Source organism: Pseudomonas glycinis, from assembly GCF_054871425.1.
This window is the reverse complement of record NZ_JBTYHF010000006.1, coordinates 26857-52490: the sequence shown is the minus strand read 5'-3', so window position 1 is coordinate 52490 and position 25634 is coordinate 26857. Positions and strand designations below refer to the sequence as shown.

Sequence of the window (25634 nt, the reverse complement as noted above, 5' to 3'; positions counted from 1 at the left end):
CATCTGAATGACACACCGCATTCGCGAGCAAGCTCGCTCCCACAAATGGAATTCGGTTTGGACCGAAATTTTCGGCACGAACAAGGCCCGATGTGGGAGCGAGCCTGCTCGCGAAGAGGCCTTGTCAGGCACTGATGCATCTGAATGACACTCCGCATTCGCGAGCAGGCTCGCTCCCACAAATGAAATTCGGTCTGGACAGAAACTTTCGGCACGACCAAGGCTCCATGTGGGAGCGAGCCTGCTCGCGAAGGGGTCCTGTCAGGCACTGATGCATCTGAATGACACACCGCATTCGCGAGCAGGCTCGCTCCCACAAATGGAATTCGGTTTGGACCGAAATCTCCGCCACGAACAAGGCCCGATGTGGGAGCGAGCTTGCTCGCGAAGAGGTACTGTCAGGCACTGATGCATCTGAATGACACCCCGCATTCGCGAGCAGGCTCACTCCCACAAATGGAATTCGGTCTGGACCGAAATCTCCGCCACGACCAAGGCCCGATGTGGGAGCGAGCTTGCTCGCGAAGAGGCCTTGTCAGGCGCTGATGCGTTGAATGACACACCGCATTCGCGAGCAGGCTCGCTCCCACAAATGGAATTCGGTTTGGACCGAAATCTCCGCCACGATCAAGGCCCGATGTGGGAGCGAGCTTGCTCGCGAAGAGGTCCTGTCAGGCACTGATGCATCTGAATGACACACCGCATTCGCGAGCAAGCTCGCTCCCACAAATGGAATTCGGTCTGGACCGAAATCTCCGGCACGATCAAGGCCCGATGTGGGAGCGAGCTTGCTCGCGAAGAGGTCCTGTCAGGCACTGATGCATCTGAATGACACCCCGCATTCGCGAGCAAGCTCGCTCCCACAAATGGAATTCGGTCTGGACCGAAATTTTCGGCACGACCAATGCCCATGTGGGAGCGAGCTTGCTCGCGAAGAGGCCTTGTCAGGCACTGATGCACCTGAATGACACACCGCATTCGCGAGCAAGCTCGCTCCCACAAATGGAATTCGGTTTGGACCGAAATCTCCACCACGAACAAGACCCATGTGGGAGCGAGCCTGCTCGCGAAGAGGTCCTGTCAGGCACTGATGCATCTGAATGAGACACCGCATTCGCGAGCAGGCTCATTCCCACAAATGGAATTCGGTTTGGACCGAAATCTCCGGCACGATCAAGGCTCCCTGTGGGAGCGAGCCTGCTCGCGAAGAGGTCCTGTCAGGCACTGATGCATCTGAATGACACACCGCATTCGCGAGCAGGCTCGCTCCCACAAATGGAATTCGGTCTGGACAGAAATCTTCGGCACGAACAAGGCCCATGTGGGAGCGAGCCTGCTCGCGAAGAGGCCTTGTCAGGCACTGATGCATCTGGATGACACACCGCATTCGCGAGCAAGCTCGCTCCCACAAATGGAATTCGGATTGGACCGAAATTTTCCGCACAACCAATGCCCATGTGGGAGCGAGCTTGCTCGCGAAGAGGTCCTGTCAGGCACTGATGCATCTGAATGACACACCGCATTCGCGAGCAGGCTCACTCCCACAAATGGAATTCGGTCTGGACAGAAATTTTCGGCACGACCAATGCCCATGTGGGAGCGAGCCTGCTCGCGAAGAGGTCCTGTCAGGCACTGATGCATCTGGATGACACTCCGCATTCGCGAGCAGGCTCGCTCCCACAAGGGGATTGCGAACTATTCTGAGTGTGTGTGTTGAACCAATCTAGAGCTGTCGGCCCTTGACCTTCAGATGCCGCGCATACCAGGGGCGCTGTGGCACTTTGCGGAACAGTTCGGTCATGTTGTCTTCGTCGCCGAAGGTGATACGCAGCGCCAGTTTCATGGTTTCCGGATCCATCTCCACGGAGCGCCCGACTTGCAGGCCGGGCACGGTGCTGCAGCCGTGGGTTTCGGGGCCGAGCCAGGGGTCGGCGACTTCCACCCAGCGCCCCGGTGCAAACCATGGCACGCCGTTGACTTCCAGACGGCTCACTTCGCCCGGATGAAAACGTTCATGGGCGCGGAACCAGTCTTCCAGGCGATCATCGATCCAGCCGTGGAAACGCCAGAACACCGGGTTCACATGGGAGGAAAACGGATCACCGAGAAAGTCGTTTTCCGGCGCATACCAGCGCGCAGCGAAGTCCGCCTGATCGCGCGCCATCGGCACCGGAATGTCGTTGGACGGATCACGCGCCACCGAAGCCCAGCGCATGTGCAGCCAGTCGTGCAGGCCCAGTTCGACTTCCGAACCGAACTGGCCAAGGGTCAATTTCGACAAGTAGCGCGGGTCACGGTACTGCGATTCCCAGACCAGAAAATTGCTCTGGAAAGTCTCCGCCGCTTTGATGTCGCTGACCCACTTGGTGTACTCGTCATCACCCTCGGCCAGCCAGGTCGGCGGCAGTGAGTTGCCGTCGTGGTTATCGAAGTAACGGGCGAAACCCTGCCGGTCACGTTCCAGCTCAGGCTGCGGCTGCGGGAACGCCGGCCACGATGGCAGATCCTGCATCGAGCGGGCGATGCCGAGCATGTGCCGGTGCATAAAGAAAAAGTCCACGCCCGAGCCATTGCGATCCTTGCTTGGCCCACGGGCGTCGCGTTCCTTGTCACGTGGCCCGGGCTGCCAGCCGATACCGCGCAGCGCTTCGCGTTTTTTCTCCGAGAGCTTGTGCCACTTGTCGCGGGTGGCGTGCCAGAGCTGGTGGAACAACCGATGCTCGGGCGCCACCAGCCAGGCCAACAGTTGCGGATTAAGCCCGGTGCGTTCACGGGCCTCGGGAAAACGCCGCTTGATAGCGATGAACTGATTGTCCAGCTCGGGCAACGCCAACGGCCGGTCCAGACGCAGCACTTGCCCGGTGAACGTGGCGCTGCCGGCATTGCCGAACGCTGCCCAGACTTCATCCAGTTTGACTTTTAATTCATACACCGGTGGCGCCAGCGGCTCATCGGTGCGCAGCAGGCGCCAATACATCTCGGCGCCGTTGCCCGGTGCCAGATCGCCAATTACTTGATAGCGCACAGGCCCTTCGGCACGCAGATTGGCCCCGGTGTCGAGATAACCGCGCAGCCCACGGCCACGGTGAGCGATGTCGAGAAACAGCTCTAGGCCTTGCGCCGGCAGACCATCAAGCCCCGCCACCGCACCGGTAAAGCGAATGTCCCAGACCCCACGCAAATTGTCCGCCAGCTGTTGCCCGGCGGTGTCGGCCAGATCGACCGTGGCCTCGCCCGGGGTGATCGGAAACTCCTCGCGAGTCAGTTCACGATGTGCATAAAAAGCGGCAGGTAGCGCGGCGCCCGTGAGTGCCATGCCCGCCATGAACCAGCGTCGAGAGATCGTCATTGCCCTACCTGTGTCAGCCATGAAGCAGGCTTTATCCAAGCTAGAACGTTTGCTCGGCGGGGAAATTTACGCCGCCGGCAAACATCACCCGCGCCGCTGCCGGGCATTTGTAACGCACACCTAAATTAGCCGTGCAGCCACTCGTTCTTCCCAGATAGCAAAGGCCCCTGCGCCTGTACCTCGACGGCGAACCTGAATGAGATGGCAATGACAAAACCGCGTTGGAAAAAGGCTCTATTCATCGGCCTGCCGCTGGCCCTGGCGATCAGTGCCGGCGCAGGATTTCTGGCCTGGGATTACCTGAACAACCCCGGCTATCCGGTGAAGGTGATGAAACAGGCGACTGAATTGCAGGATCGCCTGCTGTCGTTCGACAGCCACATCACCGTGCCGCTGAGTTTCGGCAGCCACGACCACGAAGCCGACAAGGATGGCTCGGGCCAGTTCGACCTCATCAAGGCCAATCGCGGACGCCTGTCCGGCGCGGCGCTGACGGTGTTCGGCTGGCCGGAAATGTGGAACGGCCCGAACGCCCCGCACCGTCCCACCGAGGGTTTTGTCGAAGAAGCGCGCAATCAGCAGGAGGTGCGCTACAAGATCATTTCCGGGATTGTCCGCGACTTCCCCAATCAGGCCGGCATCGCCTACACGCCGGATGATTTCCGCCGCCTGCACGGCGAAGGCAAGTTTGCGATCTTCATCAGCATGCTCAACGCCTACCCGCTGGGCAACGATCTGAGCAAGCTCGACCTGTGGGCCGGGCGCGGCATGCGCATGTTCGGTTTCAGTTACATCGGTAACAACAGCTGGGCCGACTCATCGCGACCGCTGCCGTTTTTCAATGACTCGCCCGACGCCCTCGACGGTCTGTCGGACATCGGCAAACAAGCGGTACAGCGCTTGAACGATCTGGGCGTGATCATCGACGTGTCGCAGATGTCGACCAAGGCCCTCGAGCAAGTAGCCGAACTCAGCCGTACACCGCTGGTGGCCTCGCACTCGGCGCCCCGGGCGGCGGTGGATATCCCGCGCAACCTCAGCGATAAAGAGCTGCAACTGATCAAGAACAGTGGCGGCGTGGTGCAGGTCGTCGCCTTCTCGCAGTACCTGAAACCGCTGACCCAGGGCACGCAGGACAAACTCAATGCGTTGCGTGCGCGCTTCGATCTGCCGCCACTGCCCAACCTCGCCATGGCGCTGATGCCCGGCGATCCGATCATCACAGCCTGGTCGGAGCAGAAGCTCGGCCAGTACGCCAGCGGCCTCTACGCGATCCTCGAAGAAGAACCGAAAGCCACCCTCAAGGACTTCGGCGACGCCATCGATTACACAGTGCGCAAGATCGGTATCGACCACGTCGGCATCGCCTCGGACTTCAACGACGGCGGCGGCATCAAGGGCTGGGAAAACGTCGGCGAGATTCGCAACGTCACCGCCGAACTGCTGCTGCGCGGCTACTCCGAAGCGGATATCGCCAAGCTCTGGGGCGGCAACTTCATGCGCGTCTGGGATCAGGTACAAAAAGCCGCGAAACCCGCGCTGGCGTCGCGCCAGGAGGTGGCCCGGCCATGACTGATCGTCGTACTTTCCTGAAGCAGGCCGGCCTGCTCGCCGCCGCCCTGCCCCTGGGCGCCAGCCTGAGTGCACCGGCGGCCATCGCTGCCGCGCCGACTGCGTCGCGGGACAAATGGGCGCAGTTGCGTCAAATGTTCGATCAGGATCCTCAGGCGATTCACTTCGCCAATTTCCTCGTCACCTCGCATCCGAAACCGGTGCGCGAAGCGATCGAGCGCCATCGCGCGGCGCTGGATGTGAATCCGGGTCTGGCGATGGATTGGGATCTGGGCGTCACCGAGAAGCGCGAAGAAAATGTGCGCCACTGGGCCGGCCAGTACCTGCAAGCCAAACCGGCGCAGATCGCCCTGACCGGCAGCACCACCGAAGGCCTGGCGATGATCTACGGCAGTGTGCAGGTGCGCGCGGATCAGGAAATTCTCACCACGGTTCACGAGCACTACTCGACGCGCAACATTCTCGATTTCCGCAGCCGGCGTGACGGCACGCGCGTGCGCAAACTCACCCTGTTCGAAAACCCGCAGAGCATTTCTCTGGATCAGGTGCTCGACACGATCAATCGCAATATCCGCCCCGAGACCCGCGTGCTGGGCATGACCTGGGTGCATTCGGGCAGCGGCGTGAAGCTGCCGATCAGCGAGATTTCGCGGCTGGTCGATGAGCACAACCGTCAGCGCGAGGACCAGGATCGACTGATCTACGTGGTTGATGGCGTGCACGGTTTTGGCGTCGACGACTTGAGTTTCCCGCAGATGAACTGCGACTTTTTCATCGCCGGCACGCACAAGTGGATGTTCGGCCCGCGCGGCACCGGCATCGTCTGCAGCCGCACCGAAGAACTGAAATACGTCAGCCCCAGCGTGCCGACCTTCTCCGAGGCCACGGCCTTCTCGACCATCATGACCCCGGGCGGCTACCACGCCTTCGAGCATCGCTGGGCACTGGACGAAGCCTTCAAGTTGCACCTGCAGCTGGGCAAAGCCGAGGTGCAGACGCGCATTCATCAGCTCAACAGCTACCTCAAGCAACGCTTGCAGGAGCACCGCAACATCGAATTGGTCACCCCGCTCGCCTCGCAGTTCTCCGCCGGTTTCACCTTCTTCCGGATCAAGGGCCAGGACAGCGATGAAGTAGCAGCCTGGCTGATGCAGAACCGGGTGATCTGCGACGCGGTCAGCCGCGACGTCGGGCCGGTGATTCGCACCGCGCCGGGCTTGCTCAACAGCGAAGCCGAAGTGGATCGCTTCATGGACATCCTCGGCAAAAAGCTGCGTGCCTGACCCTCGACTGCCGTTTTCCTTTCAAAGAGACGACCCATGAAAAAGCCTCACGCGTCACTCCTCTCCAAAGCCCTGCCCGCACTGGCGCTGAGCGCCCTCTGCGCTGCGCTGTTGCCCGGCAGCGCGCTGGCAGCGACCGCGCCTGCTGCGGGCAAAGTGTTCAAGGATTGCAAGGACTGCCCGGAAATGGTCGTGCTGCCGACCGGCAGCTACACCATGGGCACACCGGACGATGAAGTCGGCCGGCAGCCCGACGAAGGCCCGCTGCACACTGTGACGTTCAGCAAACCGTTCGCTATCAGCCGCTCGCAGGTGCTGGTGGGCGAATGGGACGCCTACGTGCGCGAGACCGGCAACAAACCTTACGACTTCGATGACCGCCCCGGCCGCCGCTGCACCGCCGGCAAACCGGAATTCAAACAGACGCCCCGCGACCCGGCGGTGTGCATGAACGTCGCCGAAGCCCAGGGCTACATCGACTGGCTGTCGAAAAAGACCGGGCACGCCTATCGCCTGCAAAGCGAATCGATCCGCGAATACGCCGCGCGTGGCGGCAGCACCGGGCCTTTCCCGTTCCCGTTCGATGAGGGCAAGGATTACCAGATCTCCAGGCACGCCAACACTTACGGCGCGGCCGACGGCTACAACTTCACCTCGCCGGCCGGCACCTTCCCGGCCAATGCGTTTGGCGTGTTCGACGCCCACGGCAACGTCTACGAATGGACCGCCGACTGCTACCACCCGGACTACTCCGGCGTGCCCGCCGACGGTCGCCCATGGACCCAGGAAAACTGCGAACGCCAGGTCATGCGCGGCAACGACTGGGGCGAGGCGCCGATCTTCTCGCGCTCGGGCAACCGCAACAGCAGCTGGCCGACCAGCAAGGGCGACTGGCTGGGCTTTCGCGTAGTACGCGACCTCTGACACTGCCCTCGACGAGCGCAGCCACGCCTGCGCTCGGTTAAAGAAACTCCGCGACCATTCGTTTTCCTTAAGTACCGGCACTCCCTCCGCATCGAAGCAGGAATCCTCCATGACCAAGCCTACGCGTGGGGCGATCAACGAATTGTTCGCCCTGCTCAAGCCCTTCCGCCTGATCGTTTCGGCGTCCATCGTGCTCGGCATGCTCGGCGGCCTGAGCGTCACCGTGCTGCTGGCGACCATCAACAACGCCCTGCATTCCGATGACGGCCTGACCCGCACCGTGGTGATGATCTTCGCCGGCCTGTGTGCCCTGGCCCTGCTGACCACGATCCTGTCGGACATCGGCACCAACTACGTCGGCCAGCACATCATCGCCAAACTGCGCAAAGAGCTGGGGGAGAAAGTCCTGTCGGCGCCGATCGACCAGATCGAACGCTATCGCAGCCATCGCCTGATTCCGGTGCTGACCCACGACGTCGACACCATCAGCGACTTCGCCTTCGCCTTCGCGCCGCTGGCGATTTCGATGACCGTGACCCTTGGCTGCCTCGGCTACCTGGCCATGCTGTCGTGGCCGATGTTTCTGATGATGCTAGTGGCCATCGCTATCGGCACCACCATCCAGGCGATTGCGCGGGCTAAGGGCATGCGCGGTTTCTACGCCGCCCGCGATTCCGAAGACGAACTGCAAAAGCATTACAACGCAATTGCCGAAGGCGCCAAGGAACTGCGCATTCACCGGCCGCGCCGACAGCGCATGTTCGTCGCCGGCATTCAGAAAACTGCCGAGAAAATCTGCGACACCCAGATCAGATCGATCAACACCTTCGTCATCGCCAAGTCGTTTGGCTCGATGCTGTTCTTCGTGGTCATCGGCATGGCCCTGGCCCTGCAATCGCTGTGGCCGAGTGCCGACAAAGCGGTGATGAGCGGTTTCGTTCTGGTGCTGCTGTACATGAAGGGGCCGCTGGAACACCTGATCAGCACCCTGCCGATCATCAGCCGCGCGCAGATTGCCTTCCGTCGCATCGCCGAACTCAGCGAACAGTTCTCCTCACCGGAACCGCACCTGTTGCTGCAGGATCAGGGCAGCAAGCCGGCCGCCGTCAACAGCCTGGAACTGCGCAGCGTGCGCTACGCCTTCCCTCCCGTGGAAGGCAGCGAACCGTTCCGCCTCGGGCCGGTGAACCTTCGTATCGAACAGGGCGACATCGTGTTCATCGTCGGTGAGAACGGCTGCGGCAAAACCACGCTGATCAAACTGTTGCTGGGGCTGTATGCGCCAACCGAGGGCGAAATACGCGTTAACGACAAGCCGATCACTGCGGTCAACCGCGACGATTACCGGCAGAACTTCACGACGATCTTCGCCGACTACTACCTGTTCGATGACTTGGTCCAGGGCGATCGTGAAGTGCCGCAGGATGCCACCCGCTACCTCGAACGTCTGGAGATCGCGCACAAGGTCAGCGTGCGCGACGGCGCGTTCAGCACCACCGACCTGTCCACCGGCCAACGCAAGCGCCTGGCACTGGTCAATGCCTGGCTCGAAGAGCGCCCGGTGCTGGTGTTCGATGAATGGGCGGCGGATCAGGACCCGACCTTCCGGCGGATCTTCTATACCGAGCTGCTGCCCGACCTCAAGCGTCTGGGCAAGACCATCATCGTGATTTCCCACGACGACCGTTACTTCGACGTCGCCGATCAACTGGTGCGCATGGAGGCCGGCAAGGTCAGAAGCGAACTGCAAACCGCTTGATCGAGGCAGCCGCGACCGGGCCGGAGAAAAAACTTTTCCGGTTTGCCGCGGCTTCCTCGTCTTAATGAGATGAATAAGAACCATTAACAACTATACCTGCCAAGGTCTTAACCTCATGTCCGCATCCCGTTTCATGCTTCGCCCTCTGACTCGAGCCCTGCTGATGCACGGCGCGACCCGCACACGCCTGGCCGGTAGCGGCCTGGGTCTGGCACTGACCCTCGCGACAGCACCGTATGTCCAGGCCCAGGAATGGACCCTGAACATCCCGGCCCAACCGCTGGCCCAGGCCCTGCAAACCCTCGGTCAGCAGACCAGCCTGCAAATCGTCTACAGCCCGGAAAGCCTGCAAGGCCTGCGCTCCAGCGCCCTCAACGGCCGCTATCAGGATGACGAGTCGCTCAAGGCCATGCTCAGCGGCACCGGCATCCGCTATCAGCGTGACGGCAACACCGTCACCGTGCTCGGCCCGGCCACCGGCGGCAGCGCGATGGAACTGGCGCCGACCAACGTCAACGCCAACCGCCTCGGCGCCACCACCGAAGGCAGCAACTCCTACACCACTGGCGGCGTGACCATCGGCAAGGGCGTGCACTCGCTCAAGGAAACGCCGCAGTCGGTCACGGTGATGACCCGCAAGATGCTCGACGACCAGAACCTCAACACCATCGAACAGGTGATGGAGAAGACCCCGGGCATCACCGTCTACGACTCGCCAATGGGCGGCAAATATTTCTACTCGCGCGGTTTCCGCATGACCGGCCAGTACCAGTACGACGGCGTGCCGCTGGACATCGGCAGCAGCTACGTGCAGGCGGACAGCTTCAACAGCGACATGGCCATCTATGACCGCGTGGAAATCCTTCGCGGCGCGGCCGGCATGATGAAGGGCGCGGGCGGCACCGCCGGCGGCGTCAACTTCGTGCGCAAGCGCGGCCAGGACACCCCGCACACGCAGCTGTCGCTATCGGCCGGGACCTGGGACAACTATCGCGGCCAGGTCGACACCGGCGGCCCGCTGAACGACGCCGGCACTGTCCGTGGCCGCGCCGTGGTGACGCAGCAGACCCGTAAGTATTTCTACGACGTGGCTGAACGCCGTGATCAGATCTACTACGGCGCCCTGGACTTCGACCTCAGCCCCGACACCACCCTCGGTCTGGGCATGGCCTATGAAGACGTCGACGCCACCCCGTGCTGGGGCGGCCTGCCGCGCTACGCCGACGGCTCCGACCTGCACCTGAAACGTTCCACCTGCCTGAACACCTCGTGGAACAACCAGCGCAGCAAACGCGCCACCTACTTCGCCGACGTCAAACACCAGTTCAACGATGACTGGTCGCTGAAAGTCGCCGGTGTCTACTCGCGCAACACTCAGGACATGGAATATTCCTTCCCGAGCGGCACAGTGCCGTTGGGCGCCACCGCCACCAATACGCTGATGCTCGGCAGTACCTATGACTACGACCAGCGCGACTACGGTTTCGATGCTTACGTCGACGGCAAATTCGACGCCTTCGGCCAGCAGCACGAACTGATCGTCGGCGCCAACGCCAGCCGTTCGCACAAGGACGACTTCTACGCAGTGGCGGCATTGCCACAGCGTCAGAACGTGTTCAACCCGAACCACAACATCCCGCAGCCGGATGAAAGCTACTACCTGGCCAACGCCTCCCGTGGCGGCCCGGTGGACATGCACATCAAGCAATACGGCGCTTACTCGATCGCCCGCCTGAAACTCGCCGACCCGATGACCCTGGTACTCGGCAGCCGGGTCAGCTGGTACAAATCCGACACCGACTCGGTGCAGTACTTCCGTGGCGAAGGCACCGAGGTCAACACCCAGTCCACCGAAACCGGCCAGGTCACGCCATTCGCCGGCCTGCTCTACGACCTCAACGACAACCTGACCGCCTACGCCAGCTACACCGACATCTTCACCCCGCAAGGCTCGTACAAAACCATCGACGGCAGCACGCTCAAGCCGCTGATTGGCCAGAGCTACGAATTGGGGATCAAGGGTGAGTGGTACGACGGTCGCTTGAACACCACGTTCAACCTGTTCCGCACCATCCAGAAAGACGCGGCCCAGGATGACCTGCGGTGCGAAGACAGCTCCTGCCAGATCAACTCGGGCAAGGTCCGCGCCCAGGGCTTTGAAGCTGAAGTCAGCGGTGAAGTGATCGACCGCCTGCAATTGCTGGCCGGTTATACCTACACCCAGACCAAAGTACTGGAAGACGCCGATGCTACTCAGGATGGCGCGGTCTACAACTCCTACGTGCCGCGTCACCTGTTGCGCGTCTGGGGTGATTACGCCCTGAGCGGACCGCTGGACCGTGTGACCATTGGTGCGGGTGTCAATGCACAGACGGGCACCTACCGCGTTTCGCCTCTGGGCGGGGACAATGTCGATGGCGCGGGTTATGCGGTCTGGAACGGTCGCATCGGTTATCGGATCGATGACACCTGGTCGGTGGCGTTGAACGGCAATAACCTGTTCGACAAGCGTTATTACGCGACCATTGGTACCGAGGGGTTCGGTAACTTCTACGGGGATCCGCGCAATTTTGTGATGTCGGTGAAGGCTGATTTCTGATTGGTCTGATGTTGTTTAGAAGCCCCGCTTTGGCGGGGCTTTTTGGTTTTTGGGATTGGGGGCATATCCGTTGCTGCGGGGCTGCCACTGGCGGTTTCGCTCTTACAGCGAGTCACCTTTTCCAAACGCCGGAGTGCCGGCCCGGCGAAAAGGTAACCCAAAAGGCTTTGCCCCGGCGTACGGCCCGCTCGCTGGGGCTCGGGGTACCTTCGTTACGGGACCGATCCGGGCGCAGCCTGCCGAAGGGGCAAAAGATCAAGAGCCAGAGCAAAAGCCCCTCACCCTAGCCCTCTCCCGGAGGGAGAGGGGACTGACCGAGGTGTTCAGGCGAAATACGCCGACTTGCGATATCGAGTCGAATGCAGATTCTGAAAAGCCCGCAAATCGGCTCCCTCTCCCTCGGGAGAGGGCTGGGCGGGCGGCGTTCCGATGAGGGGCGAATCCAACACAGATCCAAAGCAGACCACACGCTTTTCACCACTCAACAATGAGCGTTAGCTCGAGTGCTTTTGATCTTGATCCACCGGCGACGTCGGAAGGCTGAGTGGAGGGATTGATCCGGGGGTGGGAGCGCAGCGACCGTCTGGCGCAGCCAGACACAGCGGAAGGAGGTGCAGCGAAGCAAACCGTAGCCGCTGCGCCCGGATCGATCCCGCAGCGAAGGAACCCGAGCCTGCGAGGGCCGAACGTAGGAGCAAGCCTTTTGGGTTACCTTTTTGCTGGGCCGGCACTCCGGCGTTTGAAAAAGGTGACCCGCCGTAAGGGCGGAACCGTAATCAGCAACACCCGCAGAAACGGATATGCACACTAAACCAGAGCCCGCGCAAGCGCCCCACCCACCCGCAAATAAACCTCCAGAACCCCAGGCACCACCGCCCCCAACCGCAACAAATCATGAGTCAACCCGGCACAAACCTCGACCTCGACCTCGACCCCCTGCCCGCGCAGCCTGTCGACATAAGCCTGCCCCTCATCCAGCAACGGATCAAACCCGGCCAATACGACAATAGCCGGCGCAACCCCACGCAAATCCTCCGCCAGCAACGGCGAAAAACGCCAATCCAGATAATCCTCCGGCCCACGCGCATAGTGCTGATAAAACCACTCCAGCGTGCCGTTCTCGAGCAGGTACCCCTCACCAAACAACAGCCGCGAATCATGCACCCGCGAAGCATCGGTCACCGGATAACACAACAACTGCGCCTTCGGCGCGATAGCCACCGTGTGCGGTTGCCGCACGGCCTGAATCGCCAGCACCGTCGCCAACGTGGCGCCCGCACTGTCGCCACCAAACGCAACGCGCGAACCATCCAGGCCGAGGCTCACAGCCTGTTCGGCCAGCCAGGCCAAAGCGTCCTCGCCATCCTCCAGCGCTGTCGGAAAGCGATGCTCCGGCGCCAGTCGATAACCGACCGAGAGCACCGCACACGGCGTGCGCTGGCAAAACTCGCGGCAGACGCCGTCGTGGGAATCCAGACTGCCAACGACAAATCCGCCACCGTGGAAATACACCAGCACCGGCAGCGGCGATTCAATACCTTTGGGCCGATACAAACGCAACGCCAGCGCCGCACCGTCACGGGCCTGTGTTTCGATCTCGGTGACTTCAAGATCCTGCGGCGCCGGCCAGCGCAGTTGCGCGGTGGTCTGCTCGAAGGTGGCGCGGGCCTCGCTCGGGGTCAGTTGGTGCATGGCCGGCAGGCCGGCGTCCTGGCTGTCTTGAGCGAGGTCGAGAAAAGCTTCCAGATCAGGGTGTAACGACATCGTTGAAAATCCTTGTATCCGCAATAAGACGGGCGCGCCTGCGCAGCGCCCGCGCAAAAGGCCGGGTGATCACCCCACCCGCGCCATGCAATGTTCGATCAACGCTTCAAGCTCGCGCTGGTAATCGCTCATCAGCGCATCCATGGTGCCGGCGCGGTAACGCTGACTGCTGTAGATGCAGCGCAAGGCCAGTTGGCCGTCATAGACCTGGCCGACAATTTCCAGCCAGTTGCCCAGGTTCGCCTTGAGGCTGTAGTTGTCGCCGGTCTCTTCCAGTGCCGGCACCAGCAACGCCTGTTCATCGAAGCTCTGGTCGAACTGCCCGAGGTAGTTGAAGGTCACCCGTGCCTGCGGCAATGCAGCCAGTTGCGCCGAAATGTCCGGCTCGGCCAGATGACGCAGCACGCCATAGCCGATGCCCTTCTGCGGTACGCCCGCCAGTTGCGCCTGCACATCGATGATCGACTGGCCGATGTCGTCGCTGTCCGGGCGCAAACGCACCGGGAACATGCTGGTGAACCAGCCGAGGCTGCGGCTCAGGTCGATCGATTCGAAGAGGTCTTCGCGACCGTGCCCTTCAAGCAGAATCAGCGCCGACGGTTGCTGACTCCAGCGGCACAGCGCGCGGCTGAGCGCTGACAGCAGCAAGTCGTTGATCTGCGTGCCGTACACCGCCGGGGCCTGTTTGAGCAGTTGTTCGGTGTGCTCGCGGGACAGTTTGAGCCGTGCCTGCGCCTGTTGCCGCACAAGGTTCTTGCCGCGCGGGTTGTCGCAAGGCAGATCAACGCCGGGCTGATCCAGTTGCTCCAGCCAATAGCTCAATTCCTGCTCGGCAATCACCGGCGCCTGGGCCTGCAATGCCTCGGCAAACGAACGGTAACTGCTGGTGCGAATCGGCAGTTGCGGCGCCAGCCCCTGCACGCACGCCTCATAAGCGACTTTCAGATCGTCGAGCAGAATCCGCCACGACACGGTGTCGACCACCAGGTGATGAATCACCACCAGCAAGCGCGCCTGACCATCCGGCAAGGCCACATGCATGACCCGCCAGACCGGCCCGTCATCGAGTTTGAGGCTGCGCTGCGCGAGGTTGGCCAAGACTTCGACCTCTTCGCTGTTTTGCGCTTCGCGGCGCCACAGCACAGCCTCGTCGGAGGCGCTGCTGCTATAGCGCTGCAACCAGCGCCCGCCGTCGTTGGAAAAACGCAGGCGCAGCGAATCGTGATGCTGTTCGATCAAGCCCAGCGCCTGTTCCAGGGCATCGAGATCCAGCGGCTGACGTGCGCTGAGCAGCAACGACTGGTTGTAGTGATGCGCCTCGGCCATGCCTTCGGCGAAGAACCATTGCTGGATCGGCAGCAGATTGAACGCACCCTCTGCGGCAACCTGAGTCAGGTCCGGCAGCGCTTGCCCGGCGCCCTCCTTCGCCACTTGCTGCTCGAGAATGCCGGCGATGGTTTGGTAGCGCATCAGATCACGCAGTTTCAGCTCCATCTGCAGGGTCGGATGGTTTCTCACCCGCGAGATCACTTGCAGGCTGAGGATCGAATCGCCGCCCAGTTCAAAGAAGTTATCGCTGATACCGACCTGCTCGACCTGCAACACCTGCGCCCAGATTTCCGCCAGCAGGCGTTCCTGCTCGGTGCGCGGGGCAACATATTCGTCGCTTTTGAACTCCGGCTCCGGCAGGGCCTTGCGATCGAGTTTGCCGTTGGGCGTAACCGGGAACGCGCTGAGGCAGACGATCTGCGCCGGCACCATGTATTCCGGCAGCGAAGCACGCAGCCCGGCCTTGAGTTCATCGCCGATATCATCACCCGTGGCGGTGACCACATAACCGATCAGTTGCTTGCCGGAGGCATTGTCGCGGGCAATCACCAGCGCATCGCTGACCGCCGGCAACTGACGCAGGCTGGCCTCGACTTCGCCCAGCTCGATGCGGAAGCCACGCACCTTGACCTGATGGTCGATGCGCCCGACGTAATCGACCACGCCGTCCGCGCGACGGCGCACCAGATCGCCGCTGCGGTACAGGCGCTCGCCGGGCGCAAACGGGTTGGGCACGAAGCGTTCGCCGGTCAGGTCGGGGCGCCCGTAATAACCGCGAGCGACGCCGTAACCGCCGATGTACAACTCACCGGCAAAACCCGGCGGCAGCGGATTCAGATCGTCGTCAAGCACGTACAGCGACCGCGCACCGACCGCGCGGCCGATCGGCGCATACGCCGCTTCGCAGTGCTGGCTGATGGCGACTTTCCAGAGCATCGGCGTGACCACGGTTTCGGTCGGGCCGTAGCCGTTGGTGAAGAACTGCGGACGCAACGCGGCTTTGACCTGTTCGAAGGTCTGCTCCGGCACCGCATCGCCACCGAAGCAGTAGATGCGCACCGGCGGCGGTGCGATGCCGCTGGCGGCCGCGTACTCGGCCAGTTGTTTGAGATAGGCCGGCGGGAAGCAGGCGATGGTCACGCCGTAATCGTGCAGGGCCTGATAAGTCTGCTCCGGAGTCCACAGACAACCGTCGCGAATCACCAGACGACCGCCGCTGTACAAGGTACTCAGCCAGCGTTCGTGAGCGCCGTCGAAAGCGAACGACATGAAGTGCAACTCGCAACTGCTCGCGTCCATTTCGTACAGCTCGGCGATGGCCTGGCAATGCATGCTCAGCGGTCCCTGCGTCACGGCAACGCCTTTCGGCCGTCCGGTGGAACCGGAGGTGTAAACCAGATAGGCCAGGCCCTGCTCGTGAACATCGCAGACCGGGGCAGCATCGCTGTAAAGACTGCGATCGAGTTGATCGATTTCCAGACGCCGCACGCCTTGTGGTGCAGGCAACGTCGCGCGCAGGCTGGTTTGCGTCAGCAGCAGGGCCATGCGCGAATCTTCGATCATGTACGCCAAGCGCTCGGGCGGATAATCGATGTCCAGCGGCACGTACGCCGCACCGCTCTTGAGCACGGCGAGGAAACTCACCAGCATTTCCAGCGAGCGCGGCAACGCCACGCCGATCACTACTTCCGGCCCGGCGCCATGGGCGATCAGGCACTGCGCGAGTCGATTGGCCTGCCGCTCCAGTTCGGCATAGCTCAGGCTCTCGCCGGCGCATTGCACCGCGATCGCGTCGGGCTGCTGTTGCGCATGACGACTGATCAACTCCGGCAACAGGCGAGGCTCATGGCGGTGCGCCGGCTCCGCGCTCCAGGCCTGCGCCGCTTGCCATTGTTCGGCGGACAGACGCTGCAAGTTGCCCAGCCGCTCATACGGCGCGGCCATCATCGCCGCGAGGGTGTTTTCCAGGGTCAGGCGAATGCCTTGCACCGCCTCGGCGCTGAAGTGGCTGCGCAGGTACAGGTACTCGATCGACAACTCGTCGCCGAGCATCACCGCAAGGTCCATCGGCACGTTGGTCACACCGTGGCCGATGGATTTGCCGAAGGTCAGCTCGGTGTCGGTTTCTTCCTGCAAGCGCTCGTCGATCGGGAAGTTTTCGAACACCACGATGCTGTCGAACAGCGCCTGACCACCGAGGTTCGACCAGCGCTGCACATCGGCCAGCGGTGCCTGGGAATAATCGCGAATGTCGAGGTTGTAGGCCTGCACTTCGCCCAGCCAGTCGGCCAGACGCTGATCGGCCTGCGGGGTCTGAATGATCGGCAAGGTGTTGATGAACAGGCCGAGCATGTTGCCGACGTTCGGCAGACTTTCCGGGCGCCCCGATACGGTGGCGCCGAAGGTCACCGTCTGCTGACCGGTGTAGCGTTGCAACAGCAGCAGCCACGCGCCCTGGATCAGTGTGTTGGGGGTGATGCGCAGGTCGCGGCAGAACTCCAGCAGGCGTGCGGTTTGCGCTTTGTCCCAGTTCGAATAGATAGCATCGTGACCGGTAACGTCGGCGCTGTGACGCGGGTGCATCGCCTGACTCAGCGCGGTCGGTTCGTTGACCACCGCCAGACGCGCCTTCCAGAACAGCTCCTGGGCATCCTGATCCTGCGCCTGCAACCAGGCAATGAAGTCGCGATAGCGGCCATTTTCGCCAGTCACCTCGCCCGTGGAGTAGTACTGCAAGACCTCACCGAACAACCGCGAACTGCTCCAGCCATCCATCAGAATGTGATGGCTGGTCCAGATCATCTGGTACTGCTCGTCGCCCAGCTGCAGCAGGGTCACCCGCTGCAATCGCGCTTCGGCCAAGTCGAAGCCCAGCGCGCGATCAGCGCTGGCGAACTCGGCAATCGCCGCCTCGCTGCAGTCCTGCTCACGCCAATCGAGCACCTGCATCTGCAGCGGCGCCTGGCGATGGACGACCTGCAGCGGTTTGGCCAGGCCGTCCTGCCAATGGAAACTGGTGCGCAGGATCGCCTGACGCATAATGATGAATTCCCAGGCCCGGCGGAAACGCTCAACGTCGAGGCCCTTGATCGGCAGGCTGACCTGTTGCACATAGAGGCTGCTGCCGTTATCCGACAGGGTGTGGAAGAGCATGCCTTCCTGCATCGGCGACAGCGGATAGACGTCTTCGATCAGCTCCGCCGGCACCGGCAAGGCATCGAGCTGCGCCTGATCCAGTTGCGCCAACGGGTAGTCGGCGGCGCTGGCGGATTGCGCGCCTGCCAGCGAAACCACTGCGGCCAGTTTCTGCACGGTCTGCTGCTGGAACAGGTCTTTGGGCGTGAAACAAATGCCCTGCTGCCGCGCGCGGCTGACCAGTTGGATCGAGATGATCGAATCACCACCGAGGGCGAAGAAATTGTCGGTCACGCCGACCTGCTCGATCTTCAGAATGTCCTGCCAGACCTCGGCCAGCTGCTGCTCCAGCGGCGTCGACGGCGCGACGTAATCGCGTTGTGCCTGGCTGGCATCCGGTGCCGGCAAAGCCTTGCGATCAAGTTTGCCGTTGGGTGTCAGGGGCAATTGTTCGAGGAACAGCCACTGCGCCGGCACCATGTAGTCCGGCAGATGCGCCTTGAGCGCGGCTTGCAACTCAGCACTCAGCGCGTCCAGTTGCGCGGGGCTTTGATCGGCCTCGGCCGGTACCACATAAGCCACCAGTTGCTGGCCGCCAACGCCGTCCACCGCCAGCACCACGCCTTCGCGCACGCTGGCCTGGGCCAGCAGACGCGCTTCGATTTCACCCAGTTCAATACGGAAGCCACGCACCTTGACCTGATGGTCGATGCGGCCGACGTATTCGATACGGCCGTCGTCCATGAAACGCGTCAGGTCGCCGGTGCGGTACATGCGCTCGCCGTTGCTCGCCAACGGGTTGGGCACGAAACGTTCGGCGGTCAGGCCCGGGCGCAACAGATAGCCACGGGTGATGCCTTCACCGGCCAGATACAGCTCCGCTGCGATGCCGACCGGCGCTTGCTGCAATTGCTCATCGAGTAGGTACGCAGTGGTATTGCGCAGTGGCCGGCCGATATTGGCCTGGCCGCCGAGTTCGCGGCGGGTCCAGGTCGAATACGTGGTGTCTTCGGAAGGCCCGTACAGATCGTAAACGTGGGCGACCGAAGTCTCGCGGTACAAGGTGTCGACCAGCGCCTGCTTGAGCGGCTCGCCGGCCAGATTGATGATGCGCACGCCCGGCGGGATCTGGCCGATGCGTTGCAACGCGGCAATCGCCGACGGCACGGTGTTGATCAGGCGCACCTGATCACGCTCGGGCAAGTCCGCCAGCTCCAGGGCATTGCGCGCCATGACCATGGACCCGCCGCGCGCCAGGGTGACGAAAATCTCCCACACCGACAGGTCGAAGCACACCGACGTCGAGGCCAGCACGCCTTGCAGATCGTCCTCGCTGTAGACCTCGGCGGACCAGTGAATCAGCGCCTGTACGTTGCGATGGGCGATGGCCACGCCTTTCGGTTTGCCGGTGGAACCGGAGGTGTAGATCACGTAGGCAAGATTGGCCGAGTCGGCGCGCGCCGGCAGGTTGTCCGGTGCCTGCGATGCAAACGCCTCGCCGCCGGCCTCGACCAGCACCACGTGGGCTTCGCTGGACGGCAGTTGCGCCAGCAAGGCTTGCTGGGTCAGCAGGACTTTCGCCTGACTGTCGTCGAGCATGTAGGCCACGCGGTCGGCCGGGTAGTCCGGGTCCAGCGGCACGTAGGTGCCGCCGGCCTTGAGCACCGCCATCAGGGCGATCACCAGTTCCGCCGAACGCGGCAGCGCCACGCCGACGCGCACTTCGGCGGAGACACCCAGCGTCACCAGATGCCGGGCCAACTGGTTTGCCCGCCGGTTCAGTTCGCCGTAATTCAACGCCACGCCGGCATGACTCAACGCCAGTGCCTGCGGATGCGCCGCCACCCGTGCTTCAAAGCTCTGCGAGATCAACCGCTCGGCCGGATAAGCCGCGTGATTGTCGTTCCACTGCGCCAGCGTCTGCCGTTCGGCCAGCGGCAGCAGACCGATCTCGCCGAGTGCCCTTTGCGGCGCTGCGATAAATTGCTCCAGCACTTCACGCAAATGCGCCGCCAGACCAACCACGTTGCGCTCGGCAAAGTGCTCGGTGAGGTAGTTGAAATCGAGGTTGAGCACTTCGCTGGCGCCGGCAATCAGGGTCAGGCCGTAGTTGGTCTGTTCACGATGCTCCAGACCGGAAAAACGCAGCCCGCCCGGATTGGCCTCCAGCGCTTCGGATACCGGGTAGTTCTCGAACACCAGCAAAGTGTCGAACAACGCTTCGCCACTCAATGCGGCCAGACGCTGAATGTCCTGCAACGGCGTCTGTTCGTAGTCGCGCAGCAACAGGTTCTTGTCCTGCACGCTGCGCACCCAGTCACCGACGCTGAGGCTGGCCTGCGGGCTGGCGATCACCGGCAGAGTGTTGATGAACAGCCCTAACTGTTCTTCGATGCCCGGCAAATCCACCGGCCGCCCGGAAACCGTAGCGCCAAACGCCACCGTGGCCTGGCCGGTGTAGCGCTGCAACACCAGCAGCCACGCGGCCTGCACCAGGCTGTTGAGGGTCACCTGTTGCTGACGGGAGAAGCTGTTCAGACGCTGGGTCAACGCTTCATCGAAATGCAGCCGATGCATCTGTTTGCCCGGCCCGGGCACGGTGCGTCCGTGGCAGGCCGAGGCCAGTCGGGTCGGCTCGTCGAGTTCGGCCAGTTGCCCGCGCCAGAATTCCTGCGCCCCAGCCTTGTCCTGGCCCTGCAGCCAGACCAGAAAATCGCGATAGCGACCCTGCGCGCTCGGCACCGGCTGGCCGGCGTAATCCTGCAGCACTTCGCCGAACATCCGCGAGTTGCTCCAGCCATCCATGAGAATGTGGTGGCAGGTAAAAATCAGTCGATGGCGATCGTCGGCAGTGCGCAGCAGGCACAGGCGCAACAGCGGCGGATTCTGCAGATCGAAGCCACGTTCGCGGTCGGCCTGCGCCCGTGCTTCAAGCACTGCTGGCAGATCAGCGGCATCGCGCACGTCGATTTCCGGCATTTCCAGGGTCAGTTGGCGGTTGATCACCTGCAACGGTGCATCGAGGCCATCGCGGCCCCAGATGAAACCGGCGCGCAGCACTTCATGGCGATCGACCACCCGCTGCCAGGCTTGCTGAAACCGCGCGACGTCGAGGCCGTCGATGTCCAGCAGCATCTGATAGACGTAGGCGCTGGGGTCGGCGTCGTACAGCCTGTGGAACAGAATGCCCTGCTGCATCGGCGCCAGCGGATAAATGTCCTCGATGCGCTGGGCGGCAATCGGCAGGCTGTCCAGATGCGCCTGGGACAAACCGGCCAGCGGCACATCGGACGGCGTGAGGCCGCCCGCATGGCTAAGGCAGTGGTCGATCAATTCGCTCAGCGCCACTTCGTAGGCGCGGGCCAGCGCGGCGATGGTCGCCTCCTCGAAGACGTCGCTGCTGTAGGTCCAGGTCAGGCTCAACTGGCCCTGATAAACCCGGCCATCGATGGTCAGCCAGTTGGCCATCGGCGCGTTTGCGTCCTGACCGGCGCCCTTGTCTTCGGTGGCAGGCCGCCACAAGGCGTCTTCGTCGAAGTTGTTATCGAACTGGCCGAGGTAGTTGAACGTCACCTGCGGTTGCGCCAGTTCACGCAGCGCCGCTTGTGCTTCGGCGGTGCCGAGATAACGCAGCAAGCCATAGCCGATGCCCTTGTTGGGGATCGCGCGCAGTTGCTCCTTGATGCCTTTGATCGAGCTTTCCAGGCTGGCGTTTGGTGTCAGGCGTACCGGGAACATGCTGGTGAACCAGCCCACAGTGCGGCTCAGGTCGATGTCATCGAAGAGGTCTTCGCGGCCATGGCCTTCGAGCTGCACCAGCGCACTGTCGCTGGCGGTCCACTCGCACAGCACCCGCGCCAGTGCGGTCAGCAGCAGGTCGTTGACCTGAGTGCGGTAGGCCGCCGGGGCCTGTTGCAGCAATTGGCGGGTACGTTCGGCATCCAGTCGCGTGTCGACGCTGCGTTCGAAGCGGTTGTTCAACTGGCCCTGCGGATTATCCAGCGGCAAACCGAGCGGCGCATCGCGCAACTGTTCGCGCCAGTAGCTCAGTTCGCTGCCCAGCGCCGCGCTTCGCGCATGTTCTTGCAGGCGCACGCCCCAGTCCTTGAACGCGCTGGTCTTGGCCGGCAGATGCACGCGCTGTCCGCTGCTGATCTGCTGATAGGCGTTCTGCAGGTCTTCGAGCAGGATCCGCCACGACACGCCATCGACCACCAGGTGATGAATCACCAGCAACAGACGCTGACTGGCGTCCGGCAAATCGATTAGCGCCGCGCGGATCAGCGGGCCGTTGTGCAGGTCGAGGCTGCGTTGCAGGTCCAGGCACAGCGCTGGCAATGCCGCGCTGTCGTCCAGCGTGAAAGTGCGTAACAACGCTTGTGGCTGATCCGCCGCGCCGTGGCTTTGCTGCCAGCCCTGCTCGGTTTGGCGATAACGCAGACGCAAGGCGTCATGCTGCTTTTGCACCTGCGCCAGGGCCTGTTGCAGCGCCGCGGCTTGCAGGGTTTTCGCCGGGGTCAGCAGGATCGACTGGTTCCAGTGATGCCGCGCCGGGATGTCGCTGTGGAAAAAATACTGCTGGATCGGCGTAAGTGGTGCGTCGCCAAGCACCTCGCCCTGCTCCGTCTGCACGGCGTCGCTTTGTTGCGCGACGGTGGCCAGACGCTGCACGGTCTGATGCTGAAAAATGTCCTTGGGCGTAAAGCGAATGCCGGCCTGCCGCGCGCGGCTGACCACTTGAATCGAAATGATCGAATCGCCGCCCAGCTCGAAGAAATTATCGTGAAGCCCGACCCGTTCGACCTTGAGCACGTCCTGCCAGATCTCCGCCAGACGCTGTTCCAGTTCGCTGCGCGGCGCGGCGTAGGCCTCTTGCACCTGCGCAACGTCCGGCTGCGGCAGTTGTTTGCGATCGAGCTTGCCGTTGGCGGTCAGCGGCAGTCGGTCGAGGAACGCCCAACTGACCGGGACCATATAATCCGGCAGGGTTTCGCGCAGGTGCGCCTTGATCGAATCGCGCAGCGCGCCCTGCTCGTCCGCGTTCAATGCCTCAACCGGCACGACCCAGGTCGCCAGTTGCTGGCCGCTGAGGCCGTCCACCGCCAGCACCACCGCTTCGCGCACCTGTGGATGCTTGAGCAGTTGCGCTTCGATTTCACCGAGCTCGATACGGAAGCCACGAATCTTCACTTGGTGGTCGATACGGCCGATGTACTCGATCACCCCATCGCCGCGCAGGCGTGCGAGGTCGCCGGTACGGTACAGACGTTGGCCGGCCTTGCGGTTGAACGGGTCGGGCACGAAGCGGGTGGCGCTCATGCCGGCCTGATTCAGATACCCACGAGCCAAACCGGCGCCAGCAATGTACAACTCGCCGATGCAGCCTTGCGGCACCAGGTTCAGGGAGCTGTCGAGCAAGTACCACGACAGGTCGACAATCGGCGCGCCAATCGGGCTGCTGTGGTTGCTCTGCAGATCCGCCAGCGACAACGGCCGGTAGGTCACGTGCACGGTGGTTTCGGTGATGCCGTACATGTTGATCAGCGTCGGCGCGCGATCGCCAAAACGCTCGAACCACGGACGCAGATTTTGTACTTCCAGCGCCTCGCCGCCGAACACCACGTAACGCAGGGCATTGCTGCGACTCGACTCGCAGGCGACCTGCATCAACGGCTTGAACGCCGACGGTGTCTGGTTCAGCACCGTGACATTTTCATCGCACAGCAGCGTGTAGAAATCCTCCGGCGAACGGCTGACATCGTGCGGCACCACCACCAGTTTGCCGCCGTACAACAGCGCGCCGAAAATCTCCCACACGGAAAAGTCGAACGCGTAGGAATGGAACAGCGTCCAGCTGTCCTGCGGGCCAAAATCGAACCAGTGCTCGGTGGCGCTGAACAGGCGCATCACGTTGCCGTGCGGCAGCAGCGCGCCCTTAGGTTTGCCGGTGGAACCGGAGGTGTAGATGACGTAGGCCAGATTGTCCGGCGTGGTCAGGCATGGCGGGTTGCTTGCGATGCCGTGTTCCGGCGTTTGATCCAGATCGAGGCAGATCAGCCCCGGCGGCAGCGGCAATTGCCCGAGCAAATGGCCCTGGGTCAGCAGCAAGTGAATGCCGCTGTCGTCGATCATGTAGCTCAAGCGGTCATCCGGGTAGCTCGGGTCCAGCGGCACATAGGCGCCGCCGGCCTTCAGCACCGCGAGAATGGCGACGATCATGTCCAGCGAACGCTCCACCGCCACGCCGACGCGCACGTCCGGGCCGACGCCCTGCTCGAGCAGCGTATGCGCCCACAGATTGGCGCGGTGATTGAGCTCGGCGTAAGTCAGGCGTTGTCCTGCGAAGGTCACGGCCACCGCGTCGGCATGCCGCTCGGCCTGAGACTCGATGGCTTGCTGGATGCACTGGGTCAGCGGTTGTTCAATCAGCGGCGGATTCCATTGCGCCAACAGCTGTTGCTGCTGGCCTGCATCGAGCATTGGCAACTGGCCGATACGCTGGCTCGGCTCGGCGACGATCGCTTGCAACAGCGCGGTCCAGTGCTGCGCCAGGCGCTCGATGGTCGCTGCGTCGAACAGGTGAGTGGCGTACTTGAGCACCGCTTCGATGCCGTGGGCCTGTTCGGTGGTGTTGAGGGTCAGGTCGAATTGCGCGGTCTGGCTCTGCCATTCCAGCGGTTCGATGTTCAGGCCGTTCAGGCGCGTGGCGACGCTCGCACGGCGCTCGGCCTGGTGGTTGAACATCACCTGGAACAGCGGACTGTGGCTGAGGCTGCGGCCCGGTTCCAGCGCTTCGACCAGTTGCTCGAAGGGCAAGTCCTGATGCGCCTGCGCCTCCTGCGCCGTCTGTTTGACCTGACGCAGCAGTTCGATAAACGGCAGCTCTGCGTCGATGTCCGCCTTGAGCACCTGGGTGTTGACGAAGAAGCCGATCAGGCGCTCGATTTCCACCCGGCCACGGTTGGCCACCGGCACGCCGACACGGATGTCGCTTTGCCCGCTGTAGCGATGCAGCAAGGCCTGAAACGAAGCCAGCAGCAACACGAACAGGGTGACGTTTTCCTGCCGGGCAAAGGCCTTGAGGGCATTGCTCAGCGCCGGATCAAGAATCAGGTTGTGGCTGGCGCCGGCGAAGCTCTGCTCGACCGCGCGCGGGCGATCCAGCGGCAGTTCCAGCACCGGTTGTTCGCCGCCGAGTTTTTCCTGCCAGTAGGCCAGTTGTCGCTCCTGCTCACCGGCCTCCATCCAGTGGCGCTGCCACAAGGCGTAATCGGCATATTGAATCGGCAGTGCCGGCAGACCGGCGTCGTGACCGAGGTTGAACCCGGCATAGAGCTGCACCAGTTCCTCGATCATCACTTGCAGCGACCAGCCATCGGAAACGATGTGGTGCAGGGTCAGCACCAGCACATGCTCAGCGGGGTTGACCTGTAGCAGCGCGGCACGCAGCAACGGCCCGTGCTGCAGGTCGAAAGTCTTCTGGCTCTGGGTCTGCACGAAAGCCTCGATCGAGTGCTCCGGGTCATGCGCCAGATCAGTGCTCAGGTGATGAATATCGAGGGTAAAAGGTCCTGCGGGCAGGACCACTTGCAAGGGTTGCGCGCTGTCTTGAGAGAACACCGTGCGCAAGGTTTCGTGGCGTTCGATCAGCGCCGCAATGCTGCGTTCCAGTGCCGGCACATCCAGCGGCCCTTGCAAGCGCAGGGCCGTCGGAATGTTGTAGGCCGCGCTGTGCGGTGCCCACTGCCACAGGAACCACTGGCGCTGCTGAGCGTAGGACAGCAGCAACGGCTCTTCAGCCGTGCGCTTGAAAACCGGGGCAATGTCAAAGAGGTTGACGCCTTTCTGCTTGAGCAGAACCGCCAGAGCCTTTCTTTGCTTAGCCGAAAGTTGTCCTACCGACTCGATTAACTCTTGCAC

The 25634-nt window shown here is 62.5% G+C and carries 8 protein-coding genes; 5 read left to right on the top strand and 3 right to left on the bottom strand.

Going from position 1 to position 25634, the window contains the following annotated elements:
* Positions 1 to 1723: 1723 nt before the first annotated feature.
* Positions 1724 to 3349 carry a pyoverdine maturation tyrosinase PvdP gene (pvdP, locus tag ACYSTU_RS15420; protein WP_498999848.1) on the bottom strand — a complete coding sequence of 542 codons (1626 nt, stop codon included), beginning with the start codon at positions 3347 to 3349 and terminating at the stop codon, positions 1724 to 1726.
* 207 nt (positions 3350 to 3556) lie between these two features.
* Here pvdP and pvdM point away from each other — a divergent pair, with 207 nt between their 5' ends.
* The 5 genes from pvdM to ACYSTU_RS15395 all read left to right on the top strand — a co-directional run bounded on the left by pvdM (position 3557) and on the right by ACYSTU_RS15395 (position 11486).
* On the top strand, positions 3557 to 4921 hold the full coding sequence (pvdM, locus tag ACYSTU_RS15415) for a pyoverdine-tailoring dipeptidase-like protein PvdM (RefSeq protein ID WP_217879686.1): 1365 nt from the start codon (positions 3557 to 3559) through the stop codon (positions 4919 to 4921).
* Positions 4918 to 6204 (top strand): pyoverdine-tailoring periplasmic protein PvdN, encoded by a 1287-nt coding sequence (gene pvdN / locus ACYSTU_RS15410; RefSeq protein WP_498999844.1) that lies wholly within the window; start codon positions 4918 to 4920, stop codon positions 6202 to 6204. Before pvdM ends, pvdN begins: the two co-directional genes overlap by 4 nt.
* A 36-nt stretch (positions 6205 to 6240) precedes the next feature.
* The gene (pvdO, locus tag ACYSTU_RS15405) at positions 6241 to 7128 is read left to right on the top strand and encodes a dihydropyoverdine dehydrogenase (RefSeq protein WP_076567034.1); all 888 of its coding nucleotides are present in this window, start codon (positions 6241 to 6243) and stop codon (positions 7126 to 7128) included.
* Positions 7129 to 7237: 109 nt separating this feature from the next.
* Positions 7238 to 8887, top strand: coding sequence for a cyclic peptide export ABC transporter (locus ACYSTU_RS15400; RefSeq protein ID WP_136493945.1), 1650 nt, complete (start codon positions 7238 to 7240; stop codon positions 8885 to 8887).
* Positions 8888 to 9002: 115 nt separating this feature from the next.
* Positions 9003 to 11486: a TonB-dependent siderophore receptor gene (locus ACYSTU_RS15395; RefSeq protein ID WP_498999839.1), complete on the top strand. Its 2484-nt coding sequence runs from the start codon at positions 9003 to 9005 to the stop codon at positions 11484 to 11486.
* 807 nt (positions 11487 to 12293) lie between these two features.
* On the opposite strand, the gene ACYSTU_RS15390 is transcribed toward ACYSTU_RS15395, so the two are convergent.
* Positions 12294 to 13250: an alpha/beta hydrolase gene (locus ACYSTU_RS15390; RefSeq protein WP_498999836.1), complete on the bottom strand. Its 957-nt coding sequence runs from the start codon at positions 13248 to 13250 to the stop codon at positions 12294 to 12296.
* A 69-nt stretch (positions 13251 to 13319) separates the two neighbouring features.
* A complete protein-coding gene (locus ACYSTU_RS15385) occupies positions 13320 to 25634 on the bottom strand; it encodes a non-ribosomal peptide synthase/polyketide synthase (protein ID WP_498999833.1) in 12315 nt (4104 codons plus the stop codon).